The sequence below is a fragment of the Pseudomonas sp. CROZ-RG-20F-R04-15 genome (genome assembly GCF_022662375.1).
Lineage (GTDB): Bacteria > Pseudomonadota > Gammaproteobacteria > Pseudomonadales > Pseudomonadaceae > Aquipseudomonas.
Window position 1 is genome coordinate 1 of sequence record NZ_JAKNQL010000005.1, and the last position, 24,113, is coordinate 24,113.

Here is a 24,113-nt window from a genome sequence, read left to right on the forward strand (position 1 = left end):
AGATTAAATTCCGAAACCCCAATTGCGAAAGCAGTTGGGGTTTTGTTTTGCCCGCAGGAAATGTATCTGCTTGATTTCTATGCAACGGCCCGGGGCATGGCTATTATTCGGGCCTCATTGTGAGGCGAGACCTGCATGCTGACGTTGTTGAACCTTCTGAAGGATGGACGATTCCATTCTGGTCAGGATCTGGGAGCTGCCCTGGGAATAAGTCGAAGTGCGGTATGGAAGCAGCTTCAGCACTTAGAGGCTGATCTTGGCTTATCCATTCATAAAGTTCGGGGTCGGGGCTATCAACTGGCTGCGCCATTGATGCTGCTCGATCCTCTGACTATATCTGCAATGTCGCCAAGCTGGCCGGTGACCGTTCTGGATTCGGTCGATTCGACAAACGCTGAGGCTTTGCGCGCGATCGGCCAAGGTAGTTTGGCGCCCTTTTTGGTGCTCGCGGAGCGGCAAGTCTCCGGGCGCGGGCGAAGAGGTCGCAAATGGGTGAGCCCGTTTGCTGAAAATCTTTATTACAGCCTTGTTCTGCGTATTGATGGCGGAATGCGCCAGCTCGAGGGCTTGAGTCTTGTCGTGGGGTTGGCTGTCTTGCAGGCTCTGCGAAACTTTAGTGTTCCAAGTGCCGGATTGAAGTGGCCCAACGATGTCTTGGTGGGTAACAAGAAAATCGCCGGTATTCTCCTTGAGCTCGTCGGAGATCCGGCAGACGTTTGCCATGTGGTGCTAGGTATTGGCATCAATGTGAATATGCAGATGGCTGATGAGGTCGACCAGCAATGGACCTCTATCCGGCTTGAGTCAGGCAAAAGCAGTGATCGTAATGCCTTGGTGGTTGAGTTGAGTGAGCAGTTACATGCTTACATTCAGCGTCATCAGGCGAATGGCTTCTCGGTTCTCCAGGCAGAATGGGAGGCTAATCACCTGTGGCAAGATCGGCCTGTATCGTTGATTGCGGGTTCGAGTCAGGTAGATGGCGTGGTGCTCGGAATAGATAGTCAGGGTGCGCTGCGCCTGAAGGTGGGTGGCGTGGAAAAAGTCTTTAGTGGTGGTGAGCTCAGTCTGAGGTTGCGTGATGATTCTTGAGCTCGACTGCGGGAACAGCTTTATTAAATGGCGAGTACTGAAGGCTGCGCCCGGCGCTCTCTTTTCTGAGGGAGTTGTCGACTCTGATCTAGCGTTGCTTGACAGTTTGAGATCTCTTGACGGGCTTGTGCTGGGCAAGTGTCGCGTGGTCAGTGTCAGGACTGCAGAGGAAACCGACGCATTGATCCATGCGATCGAGCAGGAATTCGGCATTTCGGTGGTCTGCGCGAAGTCCGCTCGTGAAATGTCGGGTGTCAAAAATGGTTATGAAGACTACGAGCGTCTAGGGCTCGATAGATGGTTGGCCATGCTTGGCGGGTTTCATCTCGCATCGGGCAGCGCTTGCCTGGTACTCGATTTCGGTACGGCGGTAACTGCTGATTTTATTGCTGCTGATGGTGAGCATCTGGGCGGCTTTATTTGCCCGGGGATGCCATTGATGCGAAATCAGTTGCGTACTCATACCCGCAAGATTCGCTATGGCGACCTGGCAGCTGAGCGCGCGCTGTCGAGCAATGCGCCAGGGCGGACCACTGTTGAGGCGGTGGAGCGTGGGTGTTCGTTAATGTTGCGGGGCTTTGTGCTGACTCAACTGGAAATGGCGAGTTCCTACTGGGGGAAAGATTTCGCAGTCTTTATAACCGGCGGTGATGCTGTATTGGTCGCAGATGTCGCTCCCGAGGCCCGAGTCGTACCCGACCTCGTGTTTGTGGGGTTGGCTATGGCGTGTCCTTTTTCCTGAGGTTTGTATGCGTTGGTTGTTTCTCCTGCTCCTTGTTCTTAACGGTTTCTATTATGTCTGGCATCAACAGGAGGCGCCCTTACGGGCGAAGGACGTAACGCCTCTTAGTTTGTATCGAGGTTCCCAGCAAGACATTCGCTTGCTCAGTGAAACGAAGGGTGAAGTTCGGGAGGTGGAGGGAGCTGGGCGGAAAGACTGCCTTTTCCTTGGTGGCTTTTCCCGAGAAGAATCGATTTCCGCCCTTCGGCAGCGGTTGGCTGAAATGGATGTCGATGTGGAATCTTCGTCGAAGGATCCTTCTGGGGCCGGTTATTGGTTGTCTATTGCGCCTAAGAGCCAGCGTTTGCTAGGGGATGCCCAGTTGCAAAACCTTTCCAAGGAATTCAATGAGTTAAAACATAAAATAATGCTGTGTGAGGGGGTTGCACCTGCTGAATAGTTTGCATAGAATGGCGCCCGCTCCACAGTGAAGACCTAAACAGGAATTCAAAGTGAGGCGGTGTCAACGCAGCTAACCTCAGGTTTTTAAATGAGAAAATGCTTGACAGAGGTTTGGCATAGTATAGAATGCCGGCCTGATTAGGAGGGGTTCCCGAGCGGCCAAAGGGATCAGACTGTAAATCTGACGTCTACGACTTCGAAGGTTCGAATCCTTCTCCCTCCACCAGATTTAAGCGTGAGCTGCAGGCTCCGCGGGTATAGTTTAGTGGTAGAACCTCAGCCTTCCAAGCTGATGATGCGGGTTCGATTCCCGCTACCCGCTCCAAGTTTGCAGGTTGTGCAAGTGTTTCGCTCTTGTAGCTCAGTTGGTAGAGCACACCCTTGGTAAGGGTGAGGTCAGCGGTTCAAATCCGCTCAAGAGCTCCATATAACAAGGCAGATATGAAAATATCTGCCTTTGTTTTAATGGCTGATATTGTTTGTCTAATTTCTTCTGTTGAGGGTGATATCGATGGCTAAGGAAAAATTTGATCGTTCCCTGCCCCACGTTAACGTTGGGACCATTGGTCACGTTGACCACGGTAAAACCACTCTGACTGCTGCTCTGACTCGCGTTTGCTCCGAGGTTTTCGGTTCTGCAATCGTTGACTTCGACAAGATCGACAGCGCTCCAGAAGAAAAAGCTCGCGGTATCACCATCAACACCGCACACGTTGAGTACAACTCGAAGATTCGTCACTACGCTCACGTTGACTGCCCAGGTCACGCTGACTATGTGAAGAACATGATCACCGGTGCTGCTCAAATGGACGGCGCTATTCTGGTTTGCTCGGCCGCTGATGGTCCGATGCCACAAACCCGTGAGCACATCCTGCTGTCCCGTCAGGTTGGCGTTCCGTACATCGTGGTTTTCCTGAACAAGGCTGACCTGGTAGACGACGCTGAGCTGCTGGAACTGGTTGAGATGGAAGTTCGCGACCTGCTGTCGACTTACGACTTCCCGGGCGATGACACTCCAATCATCATCGGTTCGGCTCGTATGGCGCTGGAAGGCAAAGACGACAACGAGATGGGCACCACTGCCGTCAAGAAACTGGTTGAGACTCTGGACAGCTACATCCCAGAACCAGTTCGTGTGACCGACAAGCCGTTCCTGATGCCAATCGAAGACGTATTCTCGATCTCTGGTCGCGGTACTGTTGTGACTGGTCGTATCGAGCGCGGTATCGTTCGCGTTCAGGATCCGCTGGAAATCGTTGGTCTGCGTGACACCACCGTTACTACTTGCACCGGTGTTGAAATGTTCCGCAAGCTGCTCGACGAAGGTCGTGCTGGCGAGAACTGCGGCGTTCTGCTGCGTGGCACCAAGCGTGACGACGTTGAGCGTGGTCAGGTTCTGGTTAAGCCGGGTTCGGTTAAGCCGCACACCAAGTTCACCGCAGAAGTTTACGTTCTGAGCAAGGAAGAAGGCGGTCGTCACACTCCGTTCTTCAAAGGCTACCGTCCACAGTTCTACTTCCGTACGACTGACGTGACTGGTAACTGCGAGCTGCCAGAAGGCGTAGAAATGGTAATGCCAGGTGACAACATTCAGATGACTGTTACCCTGATCAAAACCATCGCGATGGAAGATGGTCTGCGTTTCGCTATCCGTGAAGGCGGTCGTACCGTCGGCGCTGGCGTCGTAGCTAAAATCATCGAGTAATTGGTTGTAATGTATTTTTCGGGCCGGCATAATGGTCGGCCTGATTTTGTTTTAGGTCAGTAGCTCAATTGGCAGAGCGACGGTCTCCAAAACCGTAGGTTGGGGGTTCGATTCCCTCCTGACCTGCCAGATTCACTCGGTGTGTCTGGCTTTCTTTTCACAGGATCTTCATAGATGACTCCTAAAGCTGAAGCTCAAGGCTCTCGCTTCGATCTGCTCAAGTGGCTTGTAGTTGTCGCTTTGGTGGTTGTTGGCGTTGTTGGCAATCAGTATTACTCTGCTTCGCCGATCCTGTACCGTGTACTCGCTTTGCTTGTCATTGCTGCTGTAGCTGCTTTTGTAGGCCTACAGACTGCGAAGGGCAAGTCTTTCTTTGTACTGGTTAAGGAAGCTCGCACCGAGATTCGTAAAGTCGTGTGGCCAACTCGCCAAGAAACCACGCAGACCACCCTGATTGTGGTGGCTGTTGTTCTGGTTATGGCGTTGCTGTTGTGGGGGCTTGATTCCCTGCTCGGCTGGCTTGTTTCCTTGATTGTCGGCTAAGGGTGTCCCGTGGCTAAGCGTTGGTATGTTGTGCATGCTTACTCGGGTTACGAGAAGCATGTGATGCGCTCGCTGATCGAGCGCGTAAAGCTGGCTGGCATGGAAGATGGCTTCGGCGAGATTCTGGTTCCCACTGAAGAAGTGGTTGAAATGCGTAATGGCCAGAAGCGCAAAAGCGAGCGTAAGTTCTTTCCGGGCTACGTGCTGGTTCAGATGGATATGAATGAGGGTACTTGGCACTTGGTCAAGGATACTCCTCGGGTGATGGGCTTTATTGGCGGTACTGCTGATAAACCTGCACCGATCACCGATAAAGAGGCAGAAGCGATTCTGCGTCGTGTTGCTGATGGTAGCGACAAGCCGAAGCCGAAGACTCTCTTCGAGCCAGGTGAAACGGTGCGAGTCAATGACGGTCCATTCGCTGATTTCAATGGCGTTGTTGAAGAAGTTAACTACGAAAAGAGCCGGATCCAAGTGGCTGTGCTTATTTTCGGTCGCTCTACTCCGGTAGAGTTGGAGTTCAGTCAGGTCGAAAAGGTCTAACTGGACAAGCATCCCAACCCCGCAGCCTAGGCTGTGGGGTTTTGTCGTCACTGGGATAAACGCGCAAGTAACCGGGGAGCCTTTCGAGGCGTTCGAACCCGTAATTGGAGTGCCTCATGGCCAAGAAAATTACCGCTTACATCAAGCTGCAAGTGAAGGCCGCTCAGGCTAACCCAAGTCCACCTGTTGGTCCTGCTCTGGGTCAGCACGGCGTGAACATCATGGAATTCTGCAAAGCTTTCAACGCCCGTACTCAGGGTCTGGAAGCTGGTCTGCCGACTCCAGTGATCATCACTGTCTACAGCGACCGTAGCTTCACTTTCGAAACAAAATCCACCCCTGCTTCGGTTCTGCTGAAGAAAGCGGCCGGTCTGACCAGCGGTTCCGCTCGTCCGAACACCGTTAAGGTTGGCACCGTTACCCGTGCTCAGCTGGAAGAAATCGCGAAAACCAAAAACGCGGATCTGACTGCAGCTGATATGGATGCAGCCGTGCGTACTATCGCCGGTTCTGCTCGTAGCATGGGCCTTAACGTGGAGGGTGTGTAATGGCTAAGCTGACCAAGCGTCAAAAGGCTATCGCCGGCAAAATCGAAGCAGGCAAGGCCTACAACATTGTAGACGCCGCAGCTCTGCTGGCTGAGCTGTCGACTGTCAAGTTCAGCGAGTCGTTCGACGTTGCTGTAAACCTGGGTGTAGACCCGCGTAAATCCGACCAGGTTGTTCGTAGCGCTACTGTGCTGCCACACGGCACTGGCAAGACTGTTCGCGTTGCTGTGTTCACCCAGGGTCCAGCTGCTGAGGCCGCTTTGGCTGCCGGCGCTGACCGTGTAGGTATGGACGACCTGGCTGCCGAAATGAAAGGCGGCGACCTGAACTATGACGTAGTGATCGCATCCCCGGATGCCATGCGCGTTGTAGGTCAGCTGGGCCAGATCCTCGGTCCACGTGGTCTGATGCCTAACCCTAAGGTTGGTACTGTAACTCCTGACGTAGCTACCGCGGTTAAAAACGCTAAAGCTGGTCAGGTTCGTTATCGCACCGACAAAAACGGCATCATTCACACCTCCGTTGGCAAGATGGGCTTCGACGCCGTCAAGCTGAAGGAAAACGTTGAAGCCCTGATCGCTGATCTGAAGCGTATCAAGCCAGCTTCTTCGAAAGGTATCTATGTCAAGCGCGTTACCCTGAGCACCACTATGGGCCCAGGTCTGGTTATCGATCAGAGCTCGCTGGACGCGTAAGACAAAAATTGGCGCGATTGTTCGCGCCAATCGAAAGATTGGGGTCCCTGCCTGGCGGGGGCTATCCAAGACCGTAGGCGACGCAAGTCTTAAACCATAAGCCTACGCAGATGGTGCTCCCGGTTCCTTACCGAATCAGACACCAAAACGACATTCGGTTTCGATCGAATGAAACGGTAACAAGCAGGAGTTAAACCCGTGGCAATTAATCTCGAAGACAAGAAGGCCATCGTCGCTGAAGTCAACGAGGCTGCCAAAGTCGCTCTGTCCGCTGTCGTGGTTGATGCACGTGGCGTAACAGTAGGCGCAATGACCGGACTCCGTAAAGAGGCTCGTGAAGCTGGCGTTTACGTACGTGTTGTACGTAACACCCTGCTCAAGCGCGCAGTTGCTGACACTGAATACAGTGTTCTCAACGACGTGTTCACCGGCCCGACCCTGATTGCATTCTCGAACGAACATCCGGGCGCTGCTGCTCGTATTTTCAAAGAGTTTGCCAAGGGTCAGGACAAGTTCGAGATCAAGGCAGCTGCGTTCGAGGGCAAGTTCCTCGCAGCCAATCAGATCGACGTTCTGGCAAGCCTGCCGACCCGTGACGAAGCAATTTCCCAGCTGATGAGCGTGATTCAAGGCGCTACCAGCAAGTTGGCTCGTACTCTGGCGGCACTTCGCGACCAGAAAGAAGCTGCTGCAGCCTAAGGCTGAGCGTTTCCTCTCTCGCGTATTTTTGTTTATTTCGATGGCCTCCAGGCTATCCCCCAATTCAGGAAATAAGTCATGTCTCTGACTAACGAACAAATCATCGACGCAATCGGCGAAAAATCGGTTCTGGAAATCGTTGAACTGATCAAGGCAATGGAAGAGAAGTTCGGCGTATCCGCTGCCGCTGCTTCTGCTGGTCCAGCTGCTGCTGCCGCTGTTGTTGAAGAGCAAACCGAGTTCAACGTAATCCTGAAAGGCGCTGGCGAGAAGAAAGTCAACGTGATCAAGGCTGTACGTGAACTGACCGGTCTGGGTCTGAAAGAAGCCAAGGAGAAGGTTGACACCGCTCCTCAGGTTATCGCTGAAGGCGTTTCGAAAGAAGCTGCTGAAGACGCGAAGAAGAAGCTGGAAGAAGCAGGCGCTGAAGTCGAAGTTAAGTAACTTTCGACTTTGCACCTCCGGCCCGAGCGTCAAGCGACAGGCTGATGGCTGGTGGCTCTTGCCACCGGCCTTTTTCCGTTATTGGCAGCCGACTGGGTCGGTGCTGATAAGGGCGCTGTAACCACCCGATGCGGTGGCGCAAACCATGGGGTTTGCACGATTTTCTGGCTGCTCCCGTCGGGAGGGGCCAAACAAGCAGGTGACCAAGCTGGGGAACGCTGATGGCTTACTCATATACTGAGAAAAAACGTATCCGCAAGGACTTTAGCAAGTTGCCGGACGTCATGGATGTGCCTTACCTCCTGGCCATCCAGCTGGATTCGTATCGTGAATTCTTGCAAGCGGGAGCGACTAAAGATCAGTTCCGCGACGTGGGCCTGCATGCGGCCTTCAAATCCGTTTTCCCGATCATCAGCTACTCCGGCAATGCTGCGCTGGAGTACGTCGGTTATCGCCTGGGCGAACCGGCATTTGATGTCAAAGAATGCGTATTGCGCGGTGTAACTTTCGCCGTACCTTTGCGGGTAAAAGTGCGCCTGATCATTTTCGACAAAGAATCGTCGAACAAAGCGATCAAGGACATCAAAGAGCAAGAAGTCTACATGGGTGAAATCCCCCTGATGACTGAGAACGGTACCTTCGTAATCAACGGTACCGAGCGTGTAATCGTTTCCCAGCTGCACCGTTCCCCGGGCGTGTTCTTCGATCACGACCGCGGCAAGACGCATAGCTCCGGCAAACTGCTGTACTCCGCGCGCATTATTCCTTACCGCGGTTCGTGGCTGGACTTCGAGTTCGACCCGAAAGACTGCGTGTTCGTGCGTATTGACCGTCGTCGCAAGCTGCCGGCATCGGTACTGCTGCGTGCGCTCGGCTATACCACTGAAGAAGTGCTGGACGCTTTCTACACCACCAACGTTTTCAAACTGAGCGGCGAGACCCTCAGTCTGGAACTGATTGCTTCGCGCCTGCGTGGTGAAATTGCGGTTCTGGACATTCAGGACGAGAAGGGCAAGGTCATTGTTGAAGCGGGACGCCGTATTACTGCGCGCCACATCAACCAGATCGAAAAAGCCGGCATCAAGACCCTGGAAGTGCCTCTGGACTACGTCCTCGGTCGCACCACCGCCAAGGTCATCGTGCACCCGGCTACCGGCGAAATCCTGGCAGAGTGCAACACCGAGCTGAACACCGAAGTCCTGGCAAAAATTGCCAAGGCCGGTGTTGTTCGCATCGAAACTCTGTACACCAACGACATCGACTGCGGTCCGTTCGTCTCCGACACGCTGAAGATCGACTCCACCAGCAACCAATTGGAAGCGCTGGTCGAGATCTATCGCATGATGCGTCCGGGCGAGCCGCCAACCAAAGACGCTGCCGAAACCCTGTTCAACAACCTGTTCTTCAGCCCTGAGCGCTATGACCTGTCTGCGGTCGGCCGGATGAAGTTCAACCGTCGTATCGGTCGTACCGAGATCGAAGGTTCGGGCGTGCTGTGCAAGGAAGACATCGTCGCGGTATTGAAGACTCTGGTCGACATCCGTAACGGTAAAGGCATCGTCGATGACATCGACCACCTGGGTAACCGTCGCGTTCGCTGCGTAGGCGAAATGGCCGAGAACCAGTTCCGCGTTGGCCTGGTACGTGTTGAGCGTGCGGTCAAAGAGCGTCTGTCGATGGCTGAAAGCGAAGGCCTGATGCCGCAAGACCTGATCAACGCCAAGCCAGTGGCTGCGGCGGTGAAAGAGTTCTTCGGTTCCAGCCAGCTCTCGCAGTTCATGGACCAGAACAACCCGCTGTCCGAGATCACCCACAAGCGTCGTGTCTCTGCACTCGGCCCTGGCGGTCTGACTCGTGAGCGCGCAGGCTTTGAAGTTCGTGACGTACACCCGACTCACTACGGTCGTGTATGCCCGATTGAAACGCCGGAAGGTCCGAACATCGGTCTGATCAACTCCCTGGCTGCTTACGCTCGCACCAACCAGTACGGCTTCCTGGAAAGCCCGTACCGCGTGGTGAAAGAGGGTGTGGTCACCGACGAAATCGTGTTCCTGTCCGCTATTGAAGAAGCCGATCACGTGATCGCGCAGGCTTCGGCGACCATGAACGACCAGAAAGTCCTGATCGACGAACTGGTAGCCGTACGTCACCTGAACGAATTCACCGTCAAGGCGCCTGAAGAAGTCACCTTGATGGACGTTTCGCCGAAGCAGGTAGTTTCGGTTGCAGCGTCGCTGATTCCGTTCCTCGAGCACGATGACGCCAACCGTGCGTTGATGGGTTCGAACATGCAGCGTCAGGCTGTACCAACCCTGCGCGCTGACAAGCCGCTGGTAGGTACTGGCATGGAGCGTAACGTAGCCCGTGACTCCGGCGTTTGCGTCGTGGCTCGTCGTGGCGGCGTGATCGACTCTGTTGATGCCAGCCGTATCGTGGTTCGTGTTGCTGATGATGAAGTTGAAACCGGCGAAGCTGGTGTCGACATCTACAACCTGACCAAATACACCCGCTCGAACCAGAACACCTGCATCAACCAGCGTCCGCTGGTGAGCAAAGGTGATCGCGTTCAGCGTAGCGACATCATGGCCGACGGCCCGTCCACCGACATGGGTGAACTGGCACTGGGTCAGAACATGCGCATCGCGTTCATGGCATGGAACGGCTTCAACTTCGAAGACTCCATCTGCCTGTCCGAGCGTGTGGTTCAGGAAGACCGTTTCACCACGATCCACATCCAGGAACTGACCTGTGTGGCCCGTGACACCAAGCTTGGGCCTGAAGAGATCACTGCAGACATCCCGAACGTGGGTGAAGCTGCACTGAACAAACTGGACGAAGCCGGTATCGTTTACGTAGGTGCTGAAGTTGGCGCAGGCGACATCCTGGTTGGTAAGGTCACTCCGAAAGGCGAGACCCAACTGACTCCGGAAGAAAAACTGCTGCGTGCAATCTTCGGTGAAAAAGCCAGCGACGTTAAAGACACCTCCCTGCGCGTACCTACCGGTACCAAAGGTACTGTCATCGACGTACAGGTCTTCACCCGTGACGGCGTCGAGCGTGATGCTCGTGCACTGTCGATCGAGAAGACTCAGCTCGACGAGATCCGCAAGGATCTGAACGAAGAGTTCCGTATCGTTGAAGGCGCAACTTTCGAACGTCTGCGTTCCGCTCTGGTAGGCCACAAGGCTGAAGGCGGCGCTGGTCTGAAGAAAGGTCAGGACATCACCGACGAAGTGCTCGACGGTCTTGAGCATGGTCAGTGGTTCAAACTGCGCATGGCTGAAGATGCTCTTAACGAGCAGCTCGAGAAGGCTCAGGCCTACATCGTTGATCGCCGCCGTCTGCTGGACGACAAGTTCGAAGACAAGAAGCGCAAACTGCAGCAGGGCGATGACCTGGCTCCAGGCGTGCTGAAAATCGTCAAGGTTTACCTGGCAATCCGTCGTCGCATCCAGCCGGGCGACAAGATGGCCGGTCGTCACGGTAACAAAGGTGTGGTCTCCGTGATCATGCCGGTTGAAGACATGCCGCACGATGCCAATGGCACCCCGGTCGACGTCGTCCTCAACCCGCTGGGCGTACCTTCGCGTATGAACGTTGGTCAGATCCTTGAAACCCACCTGGGCCTCGCGGCCAAAGGTCTGGGCGAGAAGATCAACCGGATGGTCGAAGAGCAGCGTAAAGTCGCTGAGCTGCGTACCTTCCTGGACGAGATCTACAACCAGATCGGCGGTCGTAACGAAGATCTGGACAGCTTCTCCGATCAGGAAATCCTGGATCTGGCGAAGAACCTGCGTGGCGGTGTTCCAATGGCCACTCCAGTGTTCGACGGCGCCAAGGAAAGCGAAATCAAGGCCATGCTGAAACTGGCAGACCTGCCGGAAAGCGGCCAGATGCAGCTGACTGACGGCCGTACCGGCAACAAGTTCGAGCGTCCAGTTACCGTTGGCTACATGTACATGCTGAAGCTGAACCACTTGGTAGACGACAAGATGCACGCGCGTTCTACCGGTTCGTACAGCCTGGTTACCCAGCAGCCGCTGGGTGGTAAGGCGCAGTTCGGTGGTCAGCGTTTCGGGGAGATGGAGGTCTGGGCACTGGAAGCATACGGTGCTGCTTACACTCTGCAAGAAATGCTCACAGTGAAGTCGGACGATGTGAACGGCCGTACCAAGATGTACAAAAACATCGTGGATGGCGATCACCGTATGGAGCCGGGCATGCCCGAGTCCTTCAACGTGTTGATCAAGGAAATTCGTTCCCTCGGCATCGATATCGATCTGGAAACCGAATAACACGTGACGCGAATCGAGAGCGGGGCAGGATTGCCCGCTCTCTGCTCCGCCAGGAGGAAAGGCCTTGAAAGACCTACTGAATTTGCTGAAAAACCAGGGTCAAGTCGAAGAGTTCGACGCCATCCGTATCGGATTGGCCTCGCCTGAGATGATCCGCTCATGGTCGTTCGGTGAAGTTAAAAAGCCGGAAACCATCAACTACCGTACGTTCAAACCTGAGCGTGACGGCCTGTTCTGCGCCAAGATCTTTGGTCCGGTAAAGGATTACGAGTGCCTGTGCGGTAAGTACAAGCGCTTGAAGCACCGTGGTGTGATCTGCGAGAAGTGCGGCGTTGAAGTTGCACTGGCCAAGGTTCGTCGTGAGCGCATGGCGCACATCGAACTGGCTTCGCCGGTTGCTCACATCTGGTTCCTGAAATCGCTGCCGTCGCGTATCGGCTTGCTGATGGACATGACCCTGCGTGATATCGAGCGCGTTCTCTACTTCGAGAGCTATGTCGTTATCGATCCAGGCATGACCACCCTTGAAAAAGGTCAGCTGCTGAACGACGAGCAGTACTTCGAAGCGCTGGAAGAGTTCGGTGATGACTTCGACGCCCGTATGGGTGCTGAAGCTGTCCGTGAACTGCTGCACGCTATCGACCTGGAACACGAGATTGGCCGTCTGCGTGAAGAAATTCCGCAAACCAACTCGGAAACCAAGATCAAGAAGCTGTCCAAGCGTCTGAAGTTGATGGAAGCCTTCCAGGGTTCCGGCAACCTGCCAGAGTGGATGGTGCTGACCGTTCTGCCGGTTCTGCCGCCAGATCTGCGTCCACTGGTCCCGCTGGATGGCGGTCGTTTCGCGACTTCCGACCTCAACGATCTGTATCGTCGAGTGATCAACCGTAACAACCGTTTGAAGCGCCTGCTGGATCTGTCCGCTCCGGACATCATCGTGCGCAACGAAAAGCGTATGTTGCAGGAAGCTGTCGATGCTCTGCTCGACAACGGTCGTCGTGGCCGCGCTATCACAGGTTCCAACAAGCGTCCTCTGAAATCCCTGGCTGACATGATCAAGGGTAAGCAAGGTCGTTTCCGTCAGAACTTGCTCGGTAAGCGTGTTGACTACTCCGGTCGTTCGGTAATTACCGTAGGCCCGACCCTGCGTCTGCACCAGTGCGGTCTGCCGAAGAAGATGGCTCTCGAGCTGTTCAAACCGTTCATTTTCGGCAAGCTGGAAATGCGTGGTCTCGCGACCACCATCAAAGCGGCCAAGAAAATGGTCGAGCGCGAACTGCCAGAGGTTTGGGACGTTCTCGCTGAAGTGATTCGCGAACACCCGGTTCTTCTCAACCGTGCACCGACCCTTCACCGTCTGGGTATCCAGGCGTTTGAACCGGTACTGATCGAAGGTAAGGCTATCCAGCTGCACCCTCTGGTCTGCGCCGCGTACAACGCCGACTTCGACGGCGACCAAATGGCCGTGCACGTACCGCTGACACTGGAAGCCCAGTTGGAAGCGCGTGCGTTGATGATGTCGACCAACAACATTCTGTCGCCAGCCAACGGTGAGCCAATCATCGTTCCGTCGCAGGACGTTGTATTGGGTCTGTACTACATGACTCGTGAAGCGATCAACGCCAAAGGCGAAGGTCGTGTGTTCGCGGATCTGCAGGAAGTTGACCGTGTGTTCCGTGCCGGCGAAGCCGCACTGCACGCCAAGGTTAAAGTTCGTATCAACGAAACCGTCAACGACCGTGACGGCAACAGCGTAAGCGGCACCCGTATCGTCGACACCACTGTCGGCCGTGCGCTGCTGTTCCAGGTTGTGCCAAAAGGTCTGTCGTACGATGTCGTCAACCTGCCGATGAAGAAAAAGGCGATCTCCAAGCTGATCAACCAGTGCTACCGCGTGGTTGGTTTGAAAGAGACCGTGATCTTCGCTGACCAGTTGATGTACACCGGTTTCGCTTACTCGACCATCTCCGGCGTTTCCATCGGTGTTAACGACTTCGTTATCCCGGACGAGAAAGCCCGCATCATCGGTGCAGCCACCGACGAAGTGAAAGAGATCGAGAGCCAGTACGCCTCCGGCCTGGTAACCCAGGGCGAGAAGTACAACAAAGTGATCGACCTTTGGTCGAAAGCGAACGACGAAGTTTCCAAGGCAATGATGGCCAACCTCTCGAAAGAGAAGGTTATCGACCGTCATGGCGTTGAAGTCGATCAAGAGTCTTTCAACTCGATGTACATGATGGCCGACTCGGGTGCGCGGGGTTCCGCAGCACAGATTCGTCAGCTGGCCGGTATGCGTGGTCTGATGGCCAAGCCGGACGGTTCCATCATTGAAACGCCGATTACTGCGAACTTCCGTGAAGGTTTGAGCGTACTTCAGTACTTCATCTCGACTCACGGTGCTCGTAAAGGTCTGGCGGATACCGCGTTGAAAACTGCGAACTCCGGTTACCTGACTCGTCGTCTGGTAGACGTGGCGCAGGATCTGGTTGTAACCGAGATCGATTGCGGCACCGAACACGGTCTGCTGATGACTCCGCACATTGAAGGCGGTGACGTTGTAGAGCCGTTGGGTGAGCGCGTATTGGGTCGTGTTATTGCCCGTGACGTATTCAAGCCAGGTACCGAGGACGTTATCGTTCCTGCCGGCACTCTGGTAGACGAGAAGTGGGTCGAGTTCATCGAGCTGAACAGCATCGACGAAGTGATCGTGCGTTCGCCGATCAGCTGCGAAACCCGCTATGGCATTTGCGCCAAGTGCTACGGCCGTGATCTGGCTCGTGGTCACCAGGTCAACATCGGTGAAGCGGTCGGCGTTATCGCTGCCCAGTCCATCGGTGAGCCGGGTACCCAGCTGACGATGCGTACGTTCCACATCGGTGGTGCGGCAAGCCGTACTTCCGCAGCCGACAGCGTTCAGGTGAAGAATGGCGGTACCGTCCGTCTGCACAACCTGAAGCACGTTGAGCGAGTGGATGGTCACCTGGTTGCTGTGTCCCGTTCCGGTGAGCTGGCCATCGCTGATGACTTCGGTCGTGAGCGCGAGCGTTACAAGCTGCCGTACGGTGCTGTGATTTCGGTTAAAGAAGGTGACAAGGTCGACGCTGGCGCAATCGTGGCCAAGTGGGATCCGCACACTCACCCGATCGTTACCGAAATGAAAGGTACCGTGACCTACGTGGGCATGGAAGAAGGCATCACGATCAAGCGTCAGACTGACGAATTGACCGGTATGACCAACATTGAAGTACTCGACGCGAAAGATCGTCCAGCTGCGGGCAAAGAAATCCGTCCAGCAGTGAAAATGGTCGACGACAACGGCAAGGATCTGTTGCTGCCAGGCACTGACGTTATCGCTCAGTACTTCCTGCCAGCCAACGCCCTGGTCGGTGTGGCGGACGGTGCGAAGATCGCGATCGGTGATGTTATCGCTCGTATTCCGCAAGAAACTTCGAAGACCCGCGACATCACCGGTGGTCTGCCGCGTGTTGCCGACTTGTTCGAAGCTCGTCGTCCGAAAGAAGCGTCGATTCTGGCTGAAGTCAGCGGCACCATTGCGTTCGGTAAAGAGACCAAAGGCAAGCGCCGTCTGGTTATTACCCCGAACGACGGTACCGATCCGTACGAAGAGCTGATTCCGAAGTGGCGTCACCTGAACGTGTTCGAAGGCGAGCAGGTAAATCGCGGCGAAGTTATCTCCGACGGTCCAAGCGATCCGCACGACATCCTGCGTCTGCTGGGTGTGAGCGCGCTGGCCAAGTACATCGTGAACGAGATCCAGGACGTTTACCGTCTGCAAGGCGTGAAGATCAACGACAAGCACATCGAGACCATCCTGCGTCAGATGCTGCGTAAAGTTGAAATCGCTGAATCCGGCGATTCCAGTTTCATCAAGGGCGACCAGATGGAACTGACTCACGTACTGGTAGAGAACGAGCGTCTGGGCGGCGAAGACAAGTTCGTCTCCAAGTACACTCGCGTTCTGCTGGGTATCACCAAGGCGTCGTTGTCCACCGAATCGTTCATCTCGGCGGCTTCCTTCCAGGAAACCACTCGCGTACTGACCGAAGCGGCAGTCACCGGCAAGCGCGATTACCTGCGCGGCCTGAAAGAAAACGTGGTCGTGGGTCGTCTGATCCCGGCAGGTACCGGCCTGGCATATCACAGCGAGCGCAAGCGTCGTCGTGAAGCAGACAAGCCGTTGCGCGTAAGCGCCAGTGAAGTGGAAGCTGCACTGACCGAAGCGCTGAACTCGAGCGGTAACTGAGTTCTGCGATAAATGAGCGTAAGGCCCTGATCGCTCCGTTCATCGAATCGAGACAATTTGTCGAGGTTCGAAGGGCGGGGAGGTCGGGGCCTTGCCTTGACTGGGGACAAGATCCTCTTTAGACTCTTGATCCCCTAAATTTGGCGGGAATTCGTTCCTGCCATTTTGCTTTTCTTGCAAGACAATAGCGTCGCAAGACAACAGTGGAGCTAGTAGATGGCAACTATCAACCAGCTGGTACGTCAGCCGCGTAAGCGTATCGTCGAGAAATCCGACGTACCTGCGCTGCAGAACTGCCCGCAACGTCGTGGCGTGTGCACCCGTGTGTACACCACTACGCCGAAAAAACCTAACTCGGCACTGCGTAAAGTATGCCGTGTGCGCCTGACCAACGGTTTCGAGGTTTCCTCGTACATCGGTGGTGAAGGTCACAACCTGCAAGAGCACAGCGTGGTACTGATCCGCGGCGGTCGTGTAAAAGACTTGCCAGGTGTTCGTTACCACACCGTTCGCGGCTCCTTGGATACTTCCGGCGTTAAAGGTCGTAACCAGGGTCGTTCGAAGTACGGTACCAAGCGTCCGAAGTAATCGGCCGTTTTGCAGATTTTCATTTTATTGAGTCGATAAGAGTAAGGTCGGGCACGCATCCATTGGATCTGTCCCGAGCTAACCTGAAGACCGCTTGAGGGCTTATCATGCCAAGACGTCGCGTAGCAGCAAAGCGTGAGATTCTGGACGATCCGAAATACGGAAGCCAGATCCTCGCCAAATTCATGAACCACGTTATGGAAAGCGGCAAGAAAGCCGTTGCCGAGCGTATCGTTTATGGTGCCCTGGAAACCGTTGCGACCCGTAAGGCTGGCACCGATCCCCTGGAACTCTTCGAAAAAGCACTCGACGCCATCGCTCCGCTGGTCGAAGTGAAGTCGCGCCGCGTTGGTGGTGCTACTTACCAGGTTCCGGTCGAGGTTCGTCCTTCCCGTCGTAACGCTCTGGCAATGCGCTGGTTGGTAGACTTCGCCCGTAAGCGTGGCGAGAAGTCTATGGCTCTGCGTTTGGCTGGCGAACTGCTGGATGCTGCTGAAGGTAAAGGTGCTGCTGTTAAGAAGCGTGAAGACGTGCACCGTATGGCTGAAGCTAACAAAGCTTTCTCGCACTACCGCTTCTAATTTTAGCTTCACTAATTTTGCGAGGGCTTTATGGCTCGTACTACTCCGATTAGCCGCTACCGTAACATCGGTATCGTCGCTCACGTGGATGCTGGTAAAACCACCACCACCGAGCGCGTCCTTTTTTACACCGGCAAAAGTCACAAAATGGGCGAGGTGCATGACGGCGCCGCGACCACAGACTGGATGGTTCAGGAGCAGGAGCGTGGTATTACCATTACTTCTGCTGCTATTACCGCCTTCTGGAAAGGTTCCGAGAAGCAGTACAAAGACGAGCATCGCTTCAACGTAATCGATACCCCGGGCCACGTTGACTTCACTATTGAAGTTGAACGCTCCCTGCGCGTACTCGACGGCGCTGTCGTTGTGTTCTGCGGTACTTCGGGTGTTGAGCCTCAGTCGGAAACCGTATGGCGTCAAGCCAACAAGTACGGCGTTCCACGTCTTGTTTACGTAAACAAGATGGACCGTGCTGGCGCCAACTTCCTGCGCGTGATCGGTCAGATCAAGCAGCGTCTGGGTCACACTCCGGTGCCAATCCAGTTGGCTATCGGTTCCGAAGACAACTTCCAGGGTCAGATCGATCTGATCAACATGCAAGCTGTCTACTGGAATGACTCTGACAAAGGTATGGTCCCTGTTCGCAAGGACATTCCTGCTGAGCTCCAAGAGCTGGCTGAAGAGTGGCGCAACAACATGGTTGAAGCTGCCGCCGAAGCCAACGAAGAGCTGATGAACAAGTACCTGGAAGGCGAAGAGCTGACGATCGCAGAGATCAAAGCCGCTTTGCGTCAGCGTACTATCGCCGGCGAAATCGTTCTGGCTGTTTGCGGTTCTTCGTTCAAGAACAAGGGTGTTCCCCTGGTTCTCGACGCCGTTATCGACTTCCTGCCTGCACCGACCGACATTCCTGCTATCAAGGGTACTGACCCGGATAACGAGGAAATCGAGCTGGAGCGTCATGCAGACGATGCGGAGCCGTTCTCGGCTCTGGCGTTCAAGATCGCTACCGACCCATTCGTGGGTACTTTGACCTTCGTCCGCGTTTACTCGGGCGTGTTGAACTCCGGCGACGGCGTGATCAACTCGGTTAAAGGCAAGAAAGAGCGCGTGGGTCGTATGGTGCAAATGCACGCAAACGCCCGTGAAGAGATCAAGGAAGTGCGCGCTGGCGACATCGCGGCCCTGATCGGCATGAAGGACGTCACCACTGGTGAAACCCTCTGCAACGCTGACAAGCCAATCATCCTGGTTCGTATGGACTTCCCGGAGCCGGTTATTTCGGTTGCCGTTGAGCCTAAGACCAAGGATGACCAGGAAAAAATGGGTATCGCTCTGGGCAAGCTTGCTCAGGAAGACCCGTCTTTCCGCGTTAAGACTGATGAAGAGACTGGTCAAACGATCATCTCCGGCATGGGCGAGCTGCACCTGGACATCCTGGTTGACCGGATGCGCCGTGAGTTCAACGTCGAAGCCAACATCGGCAAGCCTCAGGTTTCGTATCGTGAGCGCATCACGAAGAACTGTGAAATCGAAGGCAAGTTCGTTCGTCAGTCCGGTGGTCGCGGCCAGTTCGGTCACTGCTGGATTCGTTTTGCTCCTGCTGACGAAGGTCAGGAAGGTCTGCAATTCGTGAACGAAGTTGTAGGTGGTGTGGTTCCTAAGGAATACATCCCGGCTATCCAGAAGGGTATCGAAGAGCAGATGAAGAACGGCGTTGTTGCCGGCTATCCGCTGATCGGCCTGAAGGCTACCGTGTTCGATGGTTCTTACCACGACGTCGACTCCAACGAGATGGCGTTTAAAGTGGCTGCCTCCATGGCGACCAAGCAACTGGCCCAGAAGGGCGGTGGTGAGTTGCTTGAGCCGATCATGGCTGTAGAGGTTGTTACGCCTGAAGACTATATGGGTGATGTGATGGGCGACCTTAACCGTCGTCGCGGCATGATCCAGGGTATGGAAGACACAGTGTCCGGCAAGGTTATCCGTGCCGAGGTTCCACTGGGTGAGATGTTCGGTTATGCGACCGACGTTCGTTCCATGTCTCAGGGTCGCGCAAGCTACTCTATGGAATTCAAAAAATACGATACGGCTCCGTCGCACATCGTCGAATCCGTAACCAAAAAACAAGGCTGATTCAGCCCCTTTAGGCTAGGAGTTAATTGTCGTGGCTAAAGAAAAATTTGATCGTTCCCTTCCGCACGTCAACGTTGGCACCATCGGTCACGTTGACCACGGTAAAACCACTCTGACTGCTGCTCTGACTCGCGTTTGCTCCGAAGTTTTCGGTTCCGCAATCGTTGACTTCGACAAGATCGACAGCGCACCGGAAGAGAAAGCTCGCGGTATCACCATCAACACCGCACACGTTGAGTACAACTCGAAGATCCGTCACTACGCTCACGTTGACTGCCCAGGTCACGCTGACTATGTGAAGAACATGATCACCGGTGCTGCTCAAATGGACGGCGCTATTCTGGTTTGCTCGGCCGCTGATGGTCCGATGCCACAAACCCGTGAGCACATCCTGCTGTCCCGTCAGGTTGGCGTTCCGTACATCGTGGTTTTCCTGAACAAGGCTGACCTGGTAGACGACGCTGAGCTGCTGGAACTGGTTGAGATGGAAGTTCGCGACCTGCTGTCGACTTACGACTTCCCGGGCGATGACACTCCAATCATCATCGGTTCGGCTCGTATGGCGCTGGAAGGCAAAGACGACAACGAGATGGGCACCACTGCCGTCAAGAAACTGGTTGAGACTCTGGACAGCTACATCCCAGAACCAGTTCGTGTGACCGACAAGCCGTTCCTGATGCCAATCGAAGACGTATTCTCGATCTCCGGTCGCGGTACTGTTGTGACTGGTCGTATCGAGCGCGGTATCGTTCGCGTTCAAGATCCGCTGGAAATCGTTGGTCTGCGTGACACCACCGTTACTACTTGCACCGGTGTTGAAATGTTCCGCAAGCTGCTCGACGAAGGTCGTGCTGGCGAGAACTGCGGCGTTCTGCTGCGTGGCACCAAGCGTGACGACGTTGAGCGTGGTCAGGTTCTGGTTAAGCCGGGTTCGGTTAAGCCGCACACCACTTTCACCGCAGAAGTTTACGTTCTGAGCAAGGAAGAAGGCGGCCGTCATACTCCGTTCTTCAAAGGCTACCGTCCACAGTTCTACTTCCGTACTACTGACGTGACTGGTAACTGCGAGCTGCCAGAAGGCGTTGAAATGGTAATGCCAGGTGACAACATTCAGATGACTGTTACCCTGATCAAAACCATCGCAATGGAAGATGGTCTGCGTTTCGCTATCCGTGAAGGCGGTCGTACCGTCGGCGCTGGCGTCGTAGCCAAAATCATCGCTTAATTCTCTTTTGTAGAGATTGCTTGATGATTTGAAAAAGCCCCCGCTCAGCGGGGGCTTTTTTATTGGGTTGACACCTATCTGGGGCGTCTATAGAATTGCGCCTCCTTTTAACGGGCGTATTGCGCTCGGTGGGAATAGCAGCCGGAGTCTGAAATCCAATGCAAAATCAGCAAATCCGTATCAGGTTGAAGGCTTTCGACCATCGCCTGATCGACCAATCAACCCAGGAAATCGTGGAAACCGCGAAACGTACTGGTGCTCAAGTGCGTGGTCCAATTCCACTGCCTACCCGTAAAGAGCGGTTCACCGTTCTGGTTTCCCCGCACGTCAACAAAGACGCGCGCGACCAGTACGAAATCCGCACTCATAAGCGCGTTCTGGACATCGTCCAGCCAACGGATAAAACCGTTGATGCTCTTATGAAGCTTGATCTTGCGGCTGGTGTGGAAGTGCAGATCAGCCTCGGCTAAGACTCGGTCTTAGTCGTGTAACGCTCTGAAATGGGCGGCCATAGCGGGTGAAAGCCCCGTACACTCATGAGGTTTACAACATGACTATTGGTGTAGTCGGTCGTAAATGCGGTATGACCCGTATTTTCACCGAAGAAGGTGTCTCCATTCCGGTCACGGTCATTGAGATCGAGCCGAATCGCGTCACCCAGTTCAAAACTGAAGAGACCGATGGCTATCGTGCAGTGCAAGTCACTGTCGGCGAGCGTCGTGCTTCGCGTGTAACAGCAGCTCAGGCTGGCCACTTCGCTAAAGCGAACGTTGCCGCTGGTCGCACTACCATGGAATTCCGTCTTGAAGAAGGCGAGTACCAGGCTGGCGATCTGATCAACGCTGAAATCTTCGCCGCTGGTCAACTGGTTGATGTAACCGGTCAGTCCAAGGGTAAAGGCTTCCAGGGTACGATCAAGCGTTGGAATTTCCGCGGGCAAGATAATACCCACGGTAACTCCGTATCCCACCGCGTCCCAGGCTCTATCGGCCAGTGCCAGACTCCTGGTCGTGTATTCAAGGGCAAGAAAATGTCCGGTCATATGGGCGCTGAGCGCGTGACCGTGCAGTCCCTGGAAGTAGTGCGCGTGGACGCTGAACGCAATCTGTTGTTGGTCAAGGGTGCTGTTCCTGGCGCTACTGGCGGCAACCTGGTTGTACGTCCAGCAGCCAAGGCTCGCGGTTAAGGGGAAGCTGACATGCAATTAAATGTAAATGACGCTCAAGCGATCGAAGTTTCCGAACTGACATTTGGCGGCGAATTCAACGAGACGCTGGTTCACCAAGCAGTCGTGGCCTACATGGCCGGCGGCCGTCAAGGTACCAAGCAGCAAAAGACCCGTTCCGACGTTCGTGGTGGCGGTAAGCGCCCATGGCGTCAGAAAGGTACTGGCCGTGCTCGTGCCGGTACTATCCGTAGCCCAATCTGGCGTGGCGGCGGTACCACTTTTGCAGCACGTCCACAGGATCACTCCCAGAAGCTGAACAAGAAGATGTATCGCGCAGCAATGCGTTCCATCCTTGCTGAGCTGGTGCGTACTGATCGTCTGGTCGTGGTTCAGGATTTCGCTGTTGAAACTCCGAAAACCAAAGATCTGCTGGGCAAGCTGAACAACATGAGCCTGACCGACGTTTTGATCGTGTCGGACGCTGTTGATCAGAACCTGTACCTGGCTGCTCGTAACCTGCCGCACGTAGATGTACGTGACGTTCAAGGTTCCGATCCAGTTAGTCTGATCGCATACGACAAGGTGTTGATCACCGTGTCGGCCGTGAAGAAATTCGAGGAGCTGCTGGGATGAACCAGGAACGCGTATTTAAAGTTCTGCTTGGCCCGCACGTTTCCGAGAAGGCTACGGTTCTGGCAGACAAGAAAGGCCAGTTCGTTTTCAAGGTTGCTACTGACGCAACCAAGCTGGAAATCAAGAAGGCCGTCGAAAGCCTGTTCAGCGTGAAAGTAGAGCGCGTCACTACCCTGAATGTTCTGGGTAAGAGCAAGCGCACTGCTCGCGGTCTGGGCAAGCGTAATGACTGGAAGAAGGCAGTTATCTCCCTTCAGCCAGGCCAAGATCTCGATTTCAGCAGCAGTGCTGAGTAAGGAAGGGGTGCATCATGGCAATCGTTAAATGCAAACCGACTTCCCCTGGCCGCCGTTTTGTGGTCAAGGTGGTCAACCAGGAGCTGCATAAAGGCGCTCCTCACGCACCGCTGCTCGAGAAAAAATCGAAGACTGGTGGTCGTAACAACAATGGCCGTATTACCACGCGTCACATCGGTGGTGGTCATAAGCAGCATTATCGTATGGTCGATTTCCGTCGCAACGACAAAGATGGCATCGTCGCCACTGTCGAGCGTATCGAATACGATCCAAACCGTACTGCTCACATCGCACTGCTCTGCTACGCAGACGGCGAGCGCCGCTACATCATCGCCCCTAAAGGCGTGAGTGCTGGCGACCAGCTGATCGCAGGCGCTCTGGCTCCAATCAAGCCAGGCAACGCTCTGCAACTGCGCAACATTCCAGTGGGTTCTACCGTACACGGCATCGAACTGAAGCCAGGTAAAGGCGCACAGATCGCTCGTTCCGCTGGTGCTTCGGCTCAGCTGATCGCTCGTGAAGGCGTTTACGTTACCCTGCGTCTGCGTTCCGGTGAAATGCGTAAAGTCCTGGCTGAATGCCGTGCGACCCTGGGCGAAGTCTCGAACTCCGAGCACAGCCTGCGTTCGCTGGGTAAAGCTGGTGCCAAGCGCTGGCGTGGCGTTCGCCCAACCGTTCGTGGTGTTGCCATGAACCCGGTTGACCACCCACATGGTGGTGGTGAAGGTCGTACCTCTGGTGGTCGTCATCCGGTATCGCCATGGGGCTTCCCGACTAAGGGCGCGAAGACTCGTGGTAATAAGCGTACCGACAAAATGATCGTCCGTCGTCGCAAGTAAATAGAGGGATACGACAGTGCCACGTTCTCTGAAAAAAGGTCCTTTTATTGATCTTCACCTACTGAAGAAGATCGAAGTGGCGGCGGAAAAGAACGATCGCAAACCAATTAAGACTTGGTCGCGTCGTTCGATGATCCTGCCACAAATGGTCGGTCTGACCATCGCAGTACACAACGGTCGTCAGCACGTCCCAGTTCTCGTTAACGAAGACATGGTCGGCCACAAACTGGGCGAGTTCGCCGGTACCCGCAACTATCGCGGGCACGTGGCTGACAAGAAAGCCAAGCGTTAAGGGGTTAGGAAATGGAAGTAGCCGCTAAGTTGTCGGGCGCTCGAATCTCCGCCCAGAAAGCCCGCTTGGTCGCCGACCAGATCCGCGGGAAGAAGGTGGGCGAAGCGCTCAACTTGTTGGCTTTCAGCAGTAAGAAAGCCGCCGAGATCATGAAGAAAGTGCTGGAGTCGGCCGTAGCCAACGCCGAGCATAACGAAGGCGCAGACGTTGATGACCTGAAGGTCAGCACCGTTTTCGTCAACGAAGGGCGTTCGCTGAAGCGCATCATGCCACGTGCCAAAGGCCGTGCTGATCGCATCGTCAAGCGGTCTTGCCATATCACTGTCAAGGTTGCTGACAAGTAACGG

The 24,113-nt window shown here is 54.8% G+C and carries 23 protein-coding genes and 4 tRNA genes; all 27 read left to right on the top strand.

Annotated features, from left to right (window positions below):
• Positions 1-135 precede the first annotated feature (135 nt).
• The 27 genes from birA to rplV all read left to right on the top strand — a co-directional run bounded on the left by birA (position 136) and on the right by rplV (position 24,110).
• Positions 136-1,089 carry a bifunctional biotin--[acetyl-CoA-carboxylase] ligase/biotin operon repressor BirA gene (birA, locus tag L8H52_RS09450; RefSeq protein WP_242210157.1) on the top strand — a complete coding sequence of 318 codons (954 nt, stop codon included), beginning with the start codon at positions 136-138 and terminating at the stop codon, positions 1,087-1,089.
• A complete protein-coding gene (locus L8H52_RS09455; RefSeq protein WP_242210158.1) occupies positions 1,079-1,831 on the top strand; it encodes a pantothenate kinase in 753 nt (250 codons plus the stop codon). The genes birA and L8H52_RS09455 overlap by 11 nt, the downstream gene beginning before the upstream one ends.
• Positions 1,832-1,838: 7 nt before the next feature.
• The gene (locus tag L8H52_RS09460) at positions 1,839-2,270 is read left to right on the top strand and encodes a hypothetical protein (protein ID WP_242210159.1); all 432 of its coding nucleotides are present in this window, start codon (positions 1,839-1,841) and stop codon (positions 2,268-2,270) included.
• A gap of 143 nt (positions 2,271-2,413) precedes the next feature.
• Positions 2,414-2,498 (top strand) — tRNA-Tyr (locus L8H52_RS09465).
• Positions 2,499-2,523: 25 nt separating this feature from the next.
• Positions 2,524-2,597, top strand: a tRNA-Gly gene (locus L8H52_RS09470).
• A gap of 25 nt (positions 2,598-2,622) precedes the next feature.
• Positions 2,623-2,698, top strand: a tRNA-Thr gene (locus L8H52_RS09475).
• Positions 2,699-2,783: 85 nt separating this feature from the next.
• Positions 2,784-3,977, top strand: a complete 1,194-nt coding sequence (tuf, locus tag L8H52_RS09480; protein WP_053124324.1) for an elongation factor Tu — start codon at positions 2,784-2,786, stop codon at positions 3,975-3,977.
• Between the two features lie 53 nt (positions 3,978-4,030).
• Positions 4,031-4,106, top strand: a tRNA-Trp gene (locus L8H52_RS09485).
• A 45-nt stretch (positions 4,107-4,151) separates the two neighbouring features.
• Complete coding sequence (gene secE, locus L8H52_RS09490) at positions 4,152-4,520, top strand: preprotein translocase subunit SecE (RefSeq protein WP_007916493.1); 369 nt, start codon at positions 4,152-4,154, stop codon at positions 4,518-4,520.
• 9 nt (positions 4,521-4,529) lie between these two features.
• Positions 4,530-5,063: a transcription termination/antitermination protein NusG gene (nusG, locus tag L8H52_RS09495; RefSeq protein ID WP_007957598.1), complete on the top strand. Its 534-nt coding sequence runs from the start codon at positions 4,530-4,532 to the stop codon at positions 5,061-5,063.
• A 116-nt stretch (positions 5,064-5,179) separates the two neighbouring features.
• The gene (gene rplK, locus L8H52_RS09500; RefSeq protein WP_003228756.1) at positions 5,180-5,611 is read left to right on the top strand and encodes a 50S ribosomal protein L11; all 432 of its coding nucleotides are present in this window, start codon (positions 5,180-5,182) and stop codon (positions 5,609-5,611) included.
• Complete coding sequence (gene rplA / locus L8H52_RS09505) at positions 5,611-6,306, top strand: 50S ribosomal protein L1 (protein WP_007916481.1); 696 nt, start codon at positions 5,611-5,613, stop codon at positions 6,304-6,306. Before rplK ends, rplA begins: the two co-directional genes overlap by 1 nt.
• Before the next feature lie 198 nt (positions 6,307-6,504).
• Positions 6,505-7,005, top strand: a complete 501-nt coding sequence (gene rplJ, locus L8H52_RS09510) for a 50S ribosomal protein L10 (RefSeq protein WP_242206868.1) — start codon at positions 6,505-6,507, stop codon at positions 7,003-7,005.
• Positions 7,006-7,083: 78 nt separating this feature from the next.
• A complete protein-coding gene (gene rplL / locus L8H52_RS09515; RefSeq protein ID WP_053124318.1) occupies positions 7,084-7,449 on the top strand; it encodes a 50S ribosomal protein L7/L12 in 366 nt (121 codons plus the stop codon).
• A gap of 221 nt (positions 7,450-7,670) precedes the next feature.
• Positions 7,671-11,744: a DNA-directed RNA polymerase subunit beta gene (gene rpoB / locus L8H52_RS09520; RefSeq protein ID WP_016984190.1), complete on the top strand. Its 4,074-nt coding sequence runs from the start codon at positions 7,671-7,673 to the stop codon at positions 11,742-11,744.
• Between the two features lie 64 nt (positions 11,745-11,808).
• Positions 11,809-16,008 (top strand): DNA-directed RNA polymerase subunit beta', encoded by a 4,200-nt coding sequence (gene rpoC, locus L8H52_RS09525; protein ID WP_007916472.1) that lies wholly within the window; start codon positions 11,809-11,811, stop codon positions 16,006-16,008.
• 216 nt (positions 16,009-16,224) lie between these two features.
• Positions 16,225-16,596, top strand: a complete 372-nt coding sequence (gene rpsL, locus L8H52_RS09530) for a 30S ribosomal protein S12 (protein ID WP_003186084.1) — start codon at positions 16,225-16,227, stop codon at positions 16,594-16,596.
• 107 nt (positions 16,597-16,703) lie between these two features.
• Positions 16,704-17,177, top strand: coding sequence for a 30S ribosomal protein S7 (gene rpsG, locus L8H52_RS09535; protein WP_007916467.1), 474 nt, complete (start codon positions 16,704-16,706; stop codon positions 17,175-17,177).
• Positions 17,178-17,207: 30 nt separating this feature from the next.
• The gene (gene fusA / locus L8H52_RS09540) at positions 17,208-19,313 is read left to right on the top strand and encodes an elongation factor G (RefSeq protein WP_242206869.1); all 2,106 of its coding nucleotides are present in this window, start codon (positions 17,208-17,210) and stop codon (positions 19,311-19,313) included.
• A gap of 31 nt (positions 19,314-19,344) precedes the next feature.
• Positions 19,345-20,538 (top strand): elongation factor Tu, encoded by a 1,194-nt coding sequence (gene tuf, locus L8H52_RS09545; RefSeq protein ID WP_007918472.1) that lies wholly within the window; start codon positions 19,345-19,347, stop codon positions 20,536-20,538.
• 158 nt (positions 20,539-20,696) lie between these two features.
• The gene (rpsJ, locus tag L8H52_RS09550) at positions 20,697-21,008 is read left to right on the top strand and encodes a 30S ribosomal protein S10 (protein WP_003186070.1); all 312 of its coding nucleotides are present in this window, start codon (positions 20,697-20,699) and stop codon (positions 21,006-21,008) included.
• Between the two features lie 80 nt (positions 21,009-21,088).
• Positions 21,089-21,724, top strand: a complete 636-nt coding sequence (rplC, locus tag L8H52_RS09555) for a 50S ribosomal protein L3 (protein ID WP_003228738.1) — start codon at positions 21,089-21,091, stop codon at positions 21,722-21,724.
• A 12-nt stretch (positions 21,725-21,736) separates the two neighbouring features.
• Positions 21,737-22,339 carry a 50S ribosomal protein L4 gene (gene rplD, locus L8H52_RS09560; RefSeq protein ID WP_007918468.1) on the top strand — a complete coding sequence of 201 codons (603 nt, stop codon included), beginning with the start codon at positions 21,737-21,739 and terminating at the stop codon, positions 22,337-22,339.
• Entirely contained in the window at positions 22,336-22,635 is a 300-nt protein-coding gene (gene rplW / locus L8H52_RS09565) for a 50S ribosomal protein L23 (RefSeq protein ID WP_002555488.1), read from the top strand. The genes rplD and rplW overlap by 4 nt, the downstream gene beginning before the upstream one ends.
• 14 nt (positions 22,636-22,649) lie before the next feature.
• Entirely contained in the window at positions 22,650-23,474 is an 825-nt protein-coding gene (gene rplB / locus L8H52_RS09570; protein ID WP_003228734.1) for a 50S ribosomal protein L2, read from the top strand.
• Between the two features lie 16 nt (positions 23,475-23,490).
• The gene (rpsS, locus tag L8H52_RS09575; RefSeq protein WP_011336172.1) at positions 23,491-23,766 is read left to right on the top strand and encodes a 30S ribosomal protein S19; all 276 of its coding nucleotides are present in this window, start codon (positions 23,491-23,493) and stop codon (positions 23,764-23,766) included.
• Positions 23,767-23,777: 11 nt separating this feature from the next.
• Positions 23,778-24,110, top strand: a complete 333-nt coding sequence (rplV, locus tag L8H52_RS09580; RefSeq protein ID WP_003103908.1) for a 50S ribosomal protein L22 — start codon at positions 23,778-23,780, stop codon at positions 24,108-24,110.
• The last annotated feature ends 3 nt before the right edge of the window (positions 24,111-24,113 follow it).

Bases quoted from the DNA above. Each gene is read 5' to 3' on its own strand.
- rpsJ (WP_003186070.1), top strand. From the start codon at position 20,697: ATGCAAAATCAGCAAATCCGTATCAGGTTGAAGGCTTTCGACCATCGC.
- secE (WP_007916493.1), top strand. From the start codon at position 4,152: ATGACTCCTAAAGCTGAAGCTCAAGGCTCTCGCTTCGATCTGCTCAAG.
- rplB (WP_003228734.1), top strand. From the start codon at position 22,650: ATGGCAATCGTTAAATGCAAACCGACTTCCCCTGGCCGCCGTTTTGTG.
- birA (WP_242210157.1), top strand. From the start codon at position 136: ATGCTGACGTTGTTGAACCTTCTGAAGGATGGACGATTCCATTCTGGT.
- rpsG (WP_007916467.1), top strand. From the start codon at position 16,704: ATGCCAAGACGTCGCGTAGCAGCAAAGCGTGAGATTCTGGACGATCCG.
- L8H52_RS09460 (WP_242210159.1), top strand. From the start codon at position 1,839: ATGCGTTGGTTGTTTCTCCTGCTCCTTGTTCTTAACGGTTTCTATTAT.
- tuf (WP_053124324.1), top strand. From the start codon at position 2,784: ATGGCTAAGGAAAAATTTGATCGTTCCCTGCCCCACGTTAACGTTGGG.
- rplW (WP_002555488.1), top strand. From the start codon at position 22,336: ATGAACCAGGAACGCGTATTTAAAGTTCTGCTTGGCCCGCACGTTTCC.
- rpsL (WP_003186084.1), top strand. From the start codon at position 16,225: ATGGCAACTATCAACCAGCTGGTACGTCAGCCGCGTAAGCGTATCGTC.
- rplA (WP_007916481.1), top strand. From the start codon at position 5,611: ATGGCTAAGCTGACCAAGCGTCAAAAGGCTATCGCCGGCAAAATCGAA.
- rplD (WP_007918468.1), top strand. From the start codon at position 21,737: ATGCAATTAAATGTAAATGACGCTCAAGCGATCGAAGTTTCCGAACTG.
- rplC (WP_003228738.1), top strand. From the start codon at position 21,089: ATGACTATTGGTGTAGTCGGTCGTAAATGCGGTATGACCCGTATTTTC.
- L8H52_RS09455 (WP_242210158.1), top strand. From the start codon at position 1,079: ATGATTCTTGAGCTCGACTGCGGGAACAGCTTTATTAAATGGCGAGTA.
- rplL (WP_053124318.1), top strand. From the start codon at position 7,084: ATGTCTCTGACTAACGAACAAATCATCGACGCAATCGGCGAAAAATCG.
- fusA (WP_242206869.1), top strand. From the start codon at position 17,208: ATGGCTCGTACTACTCCGATTAGCCGCTACCGTAACATCGGTATCGTC.
- rpoB (WP_016984190.1), top strand. From the start codon at position 7,671: ATGGCTTACTCATATACTGAGAAAAAACGTATCCGCAAGGACTTTAGC.
- rplV (WP_003103908.1), top strand. From the start codon at position 23,778: ATGGAAGTAGCCGCTAAGTTGTCGGGCGCTCGAATCTCCGCCCAGAAA.
- rplK (WP_003228756.1), top strand. From the start codon at position 5,180: ATGGCCAAGAAAATTACCGCTTACATCAAGCTGCAAGTGAAGGCCGCT.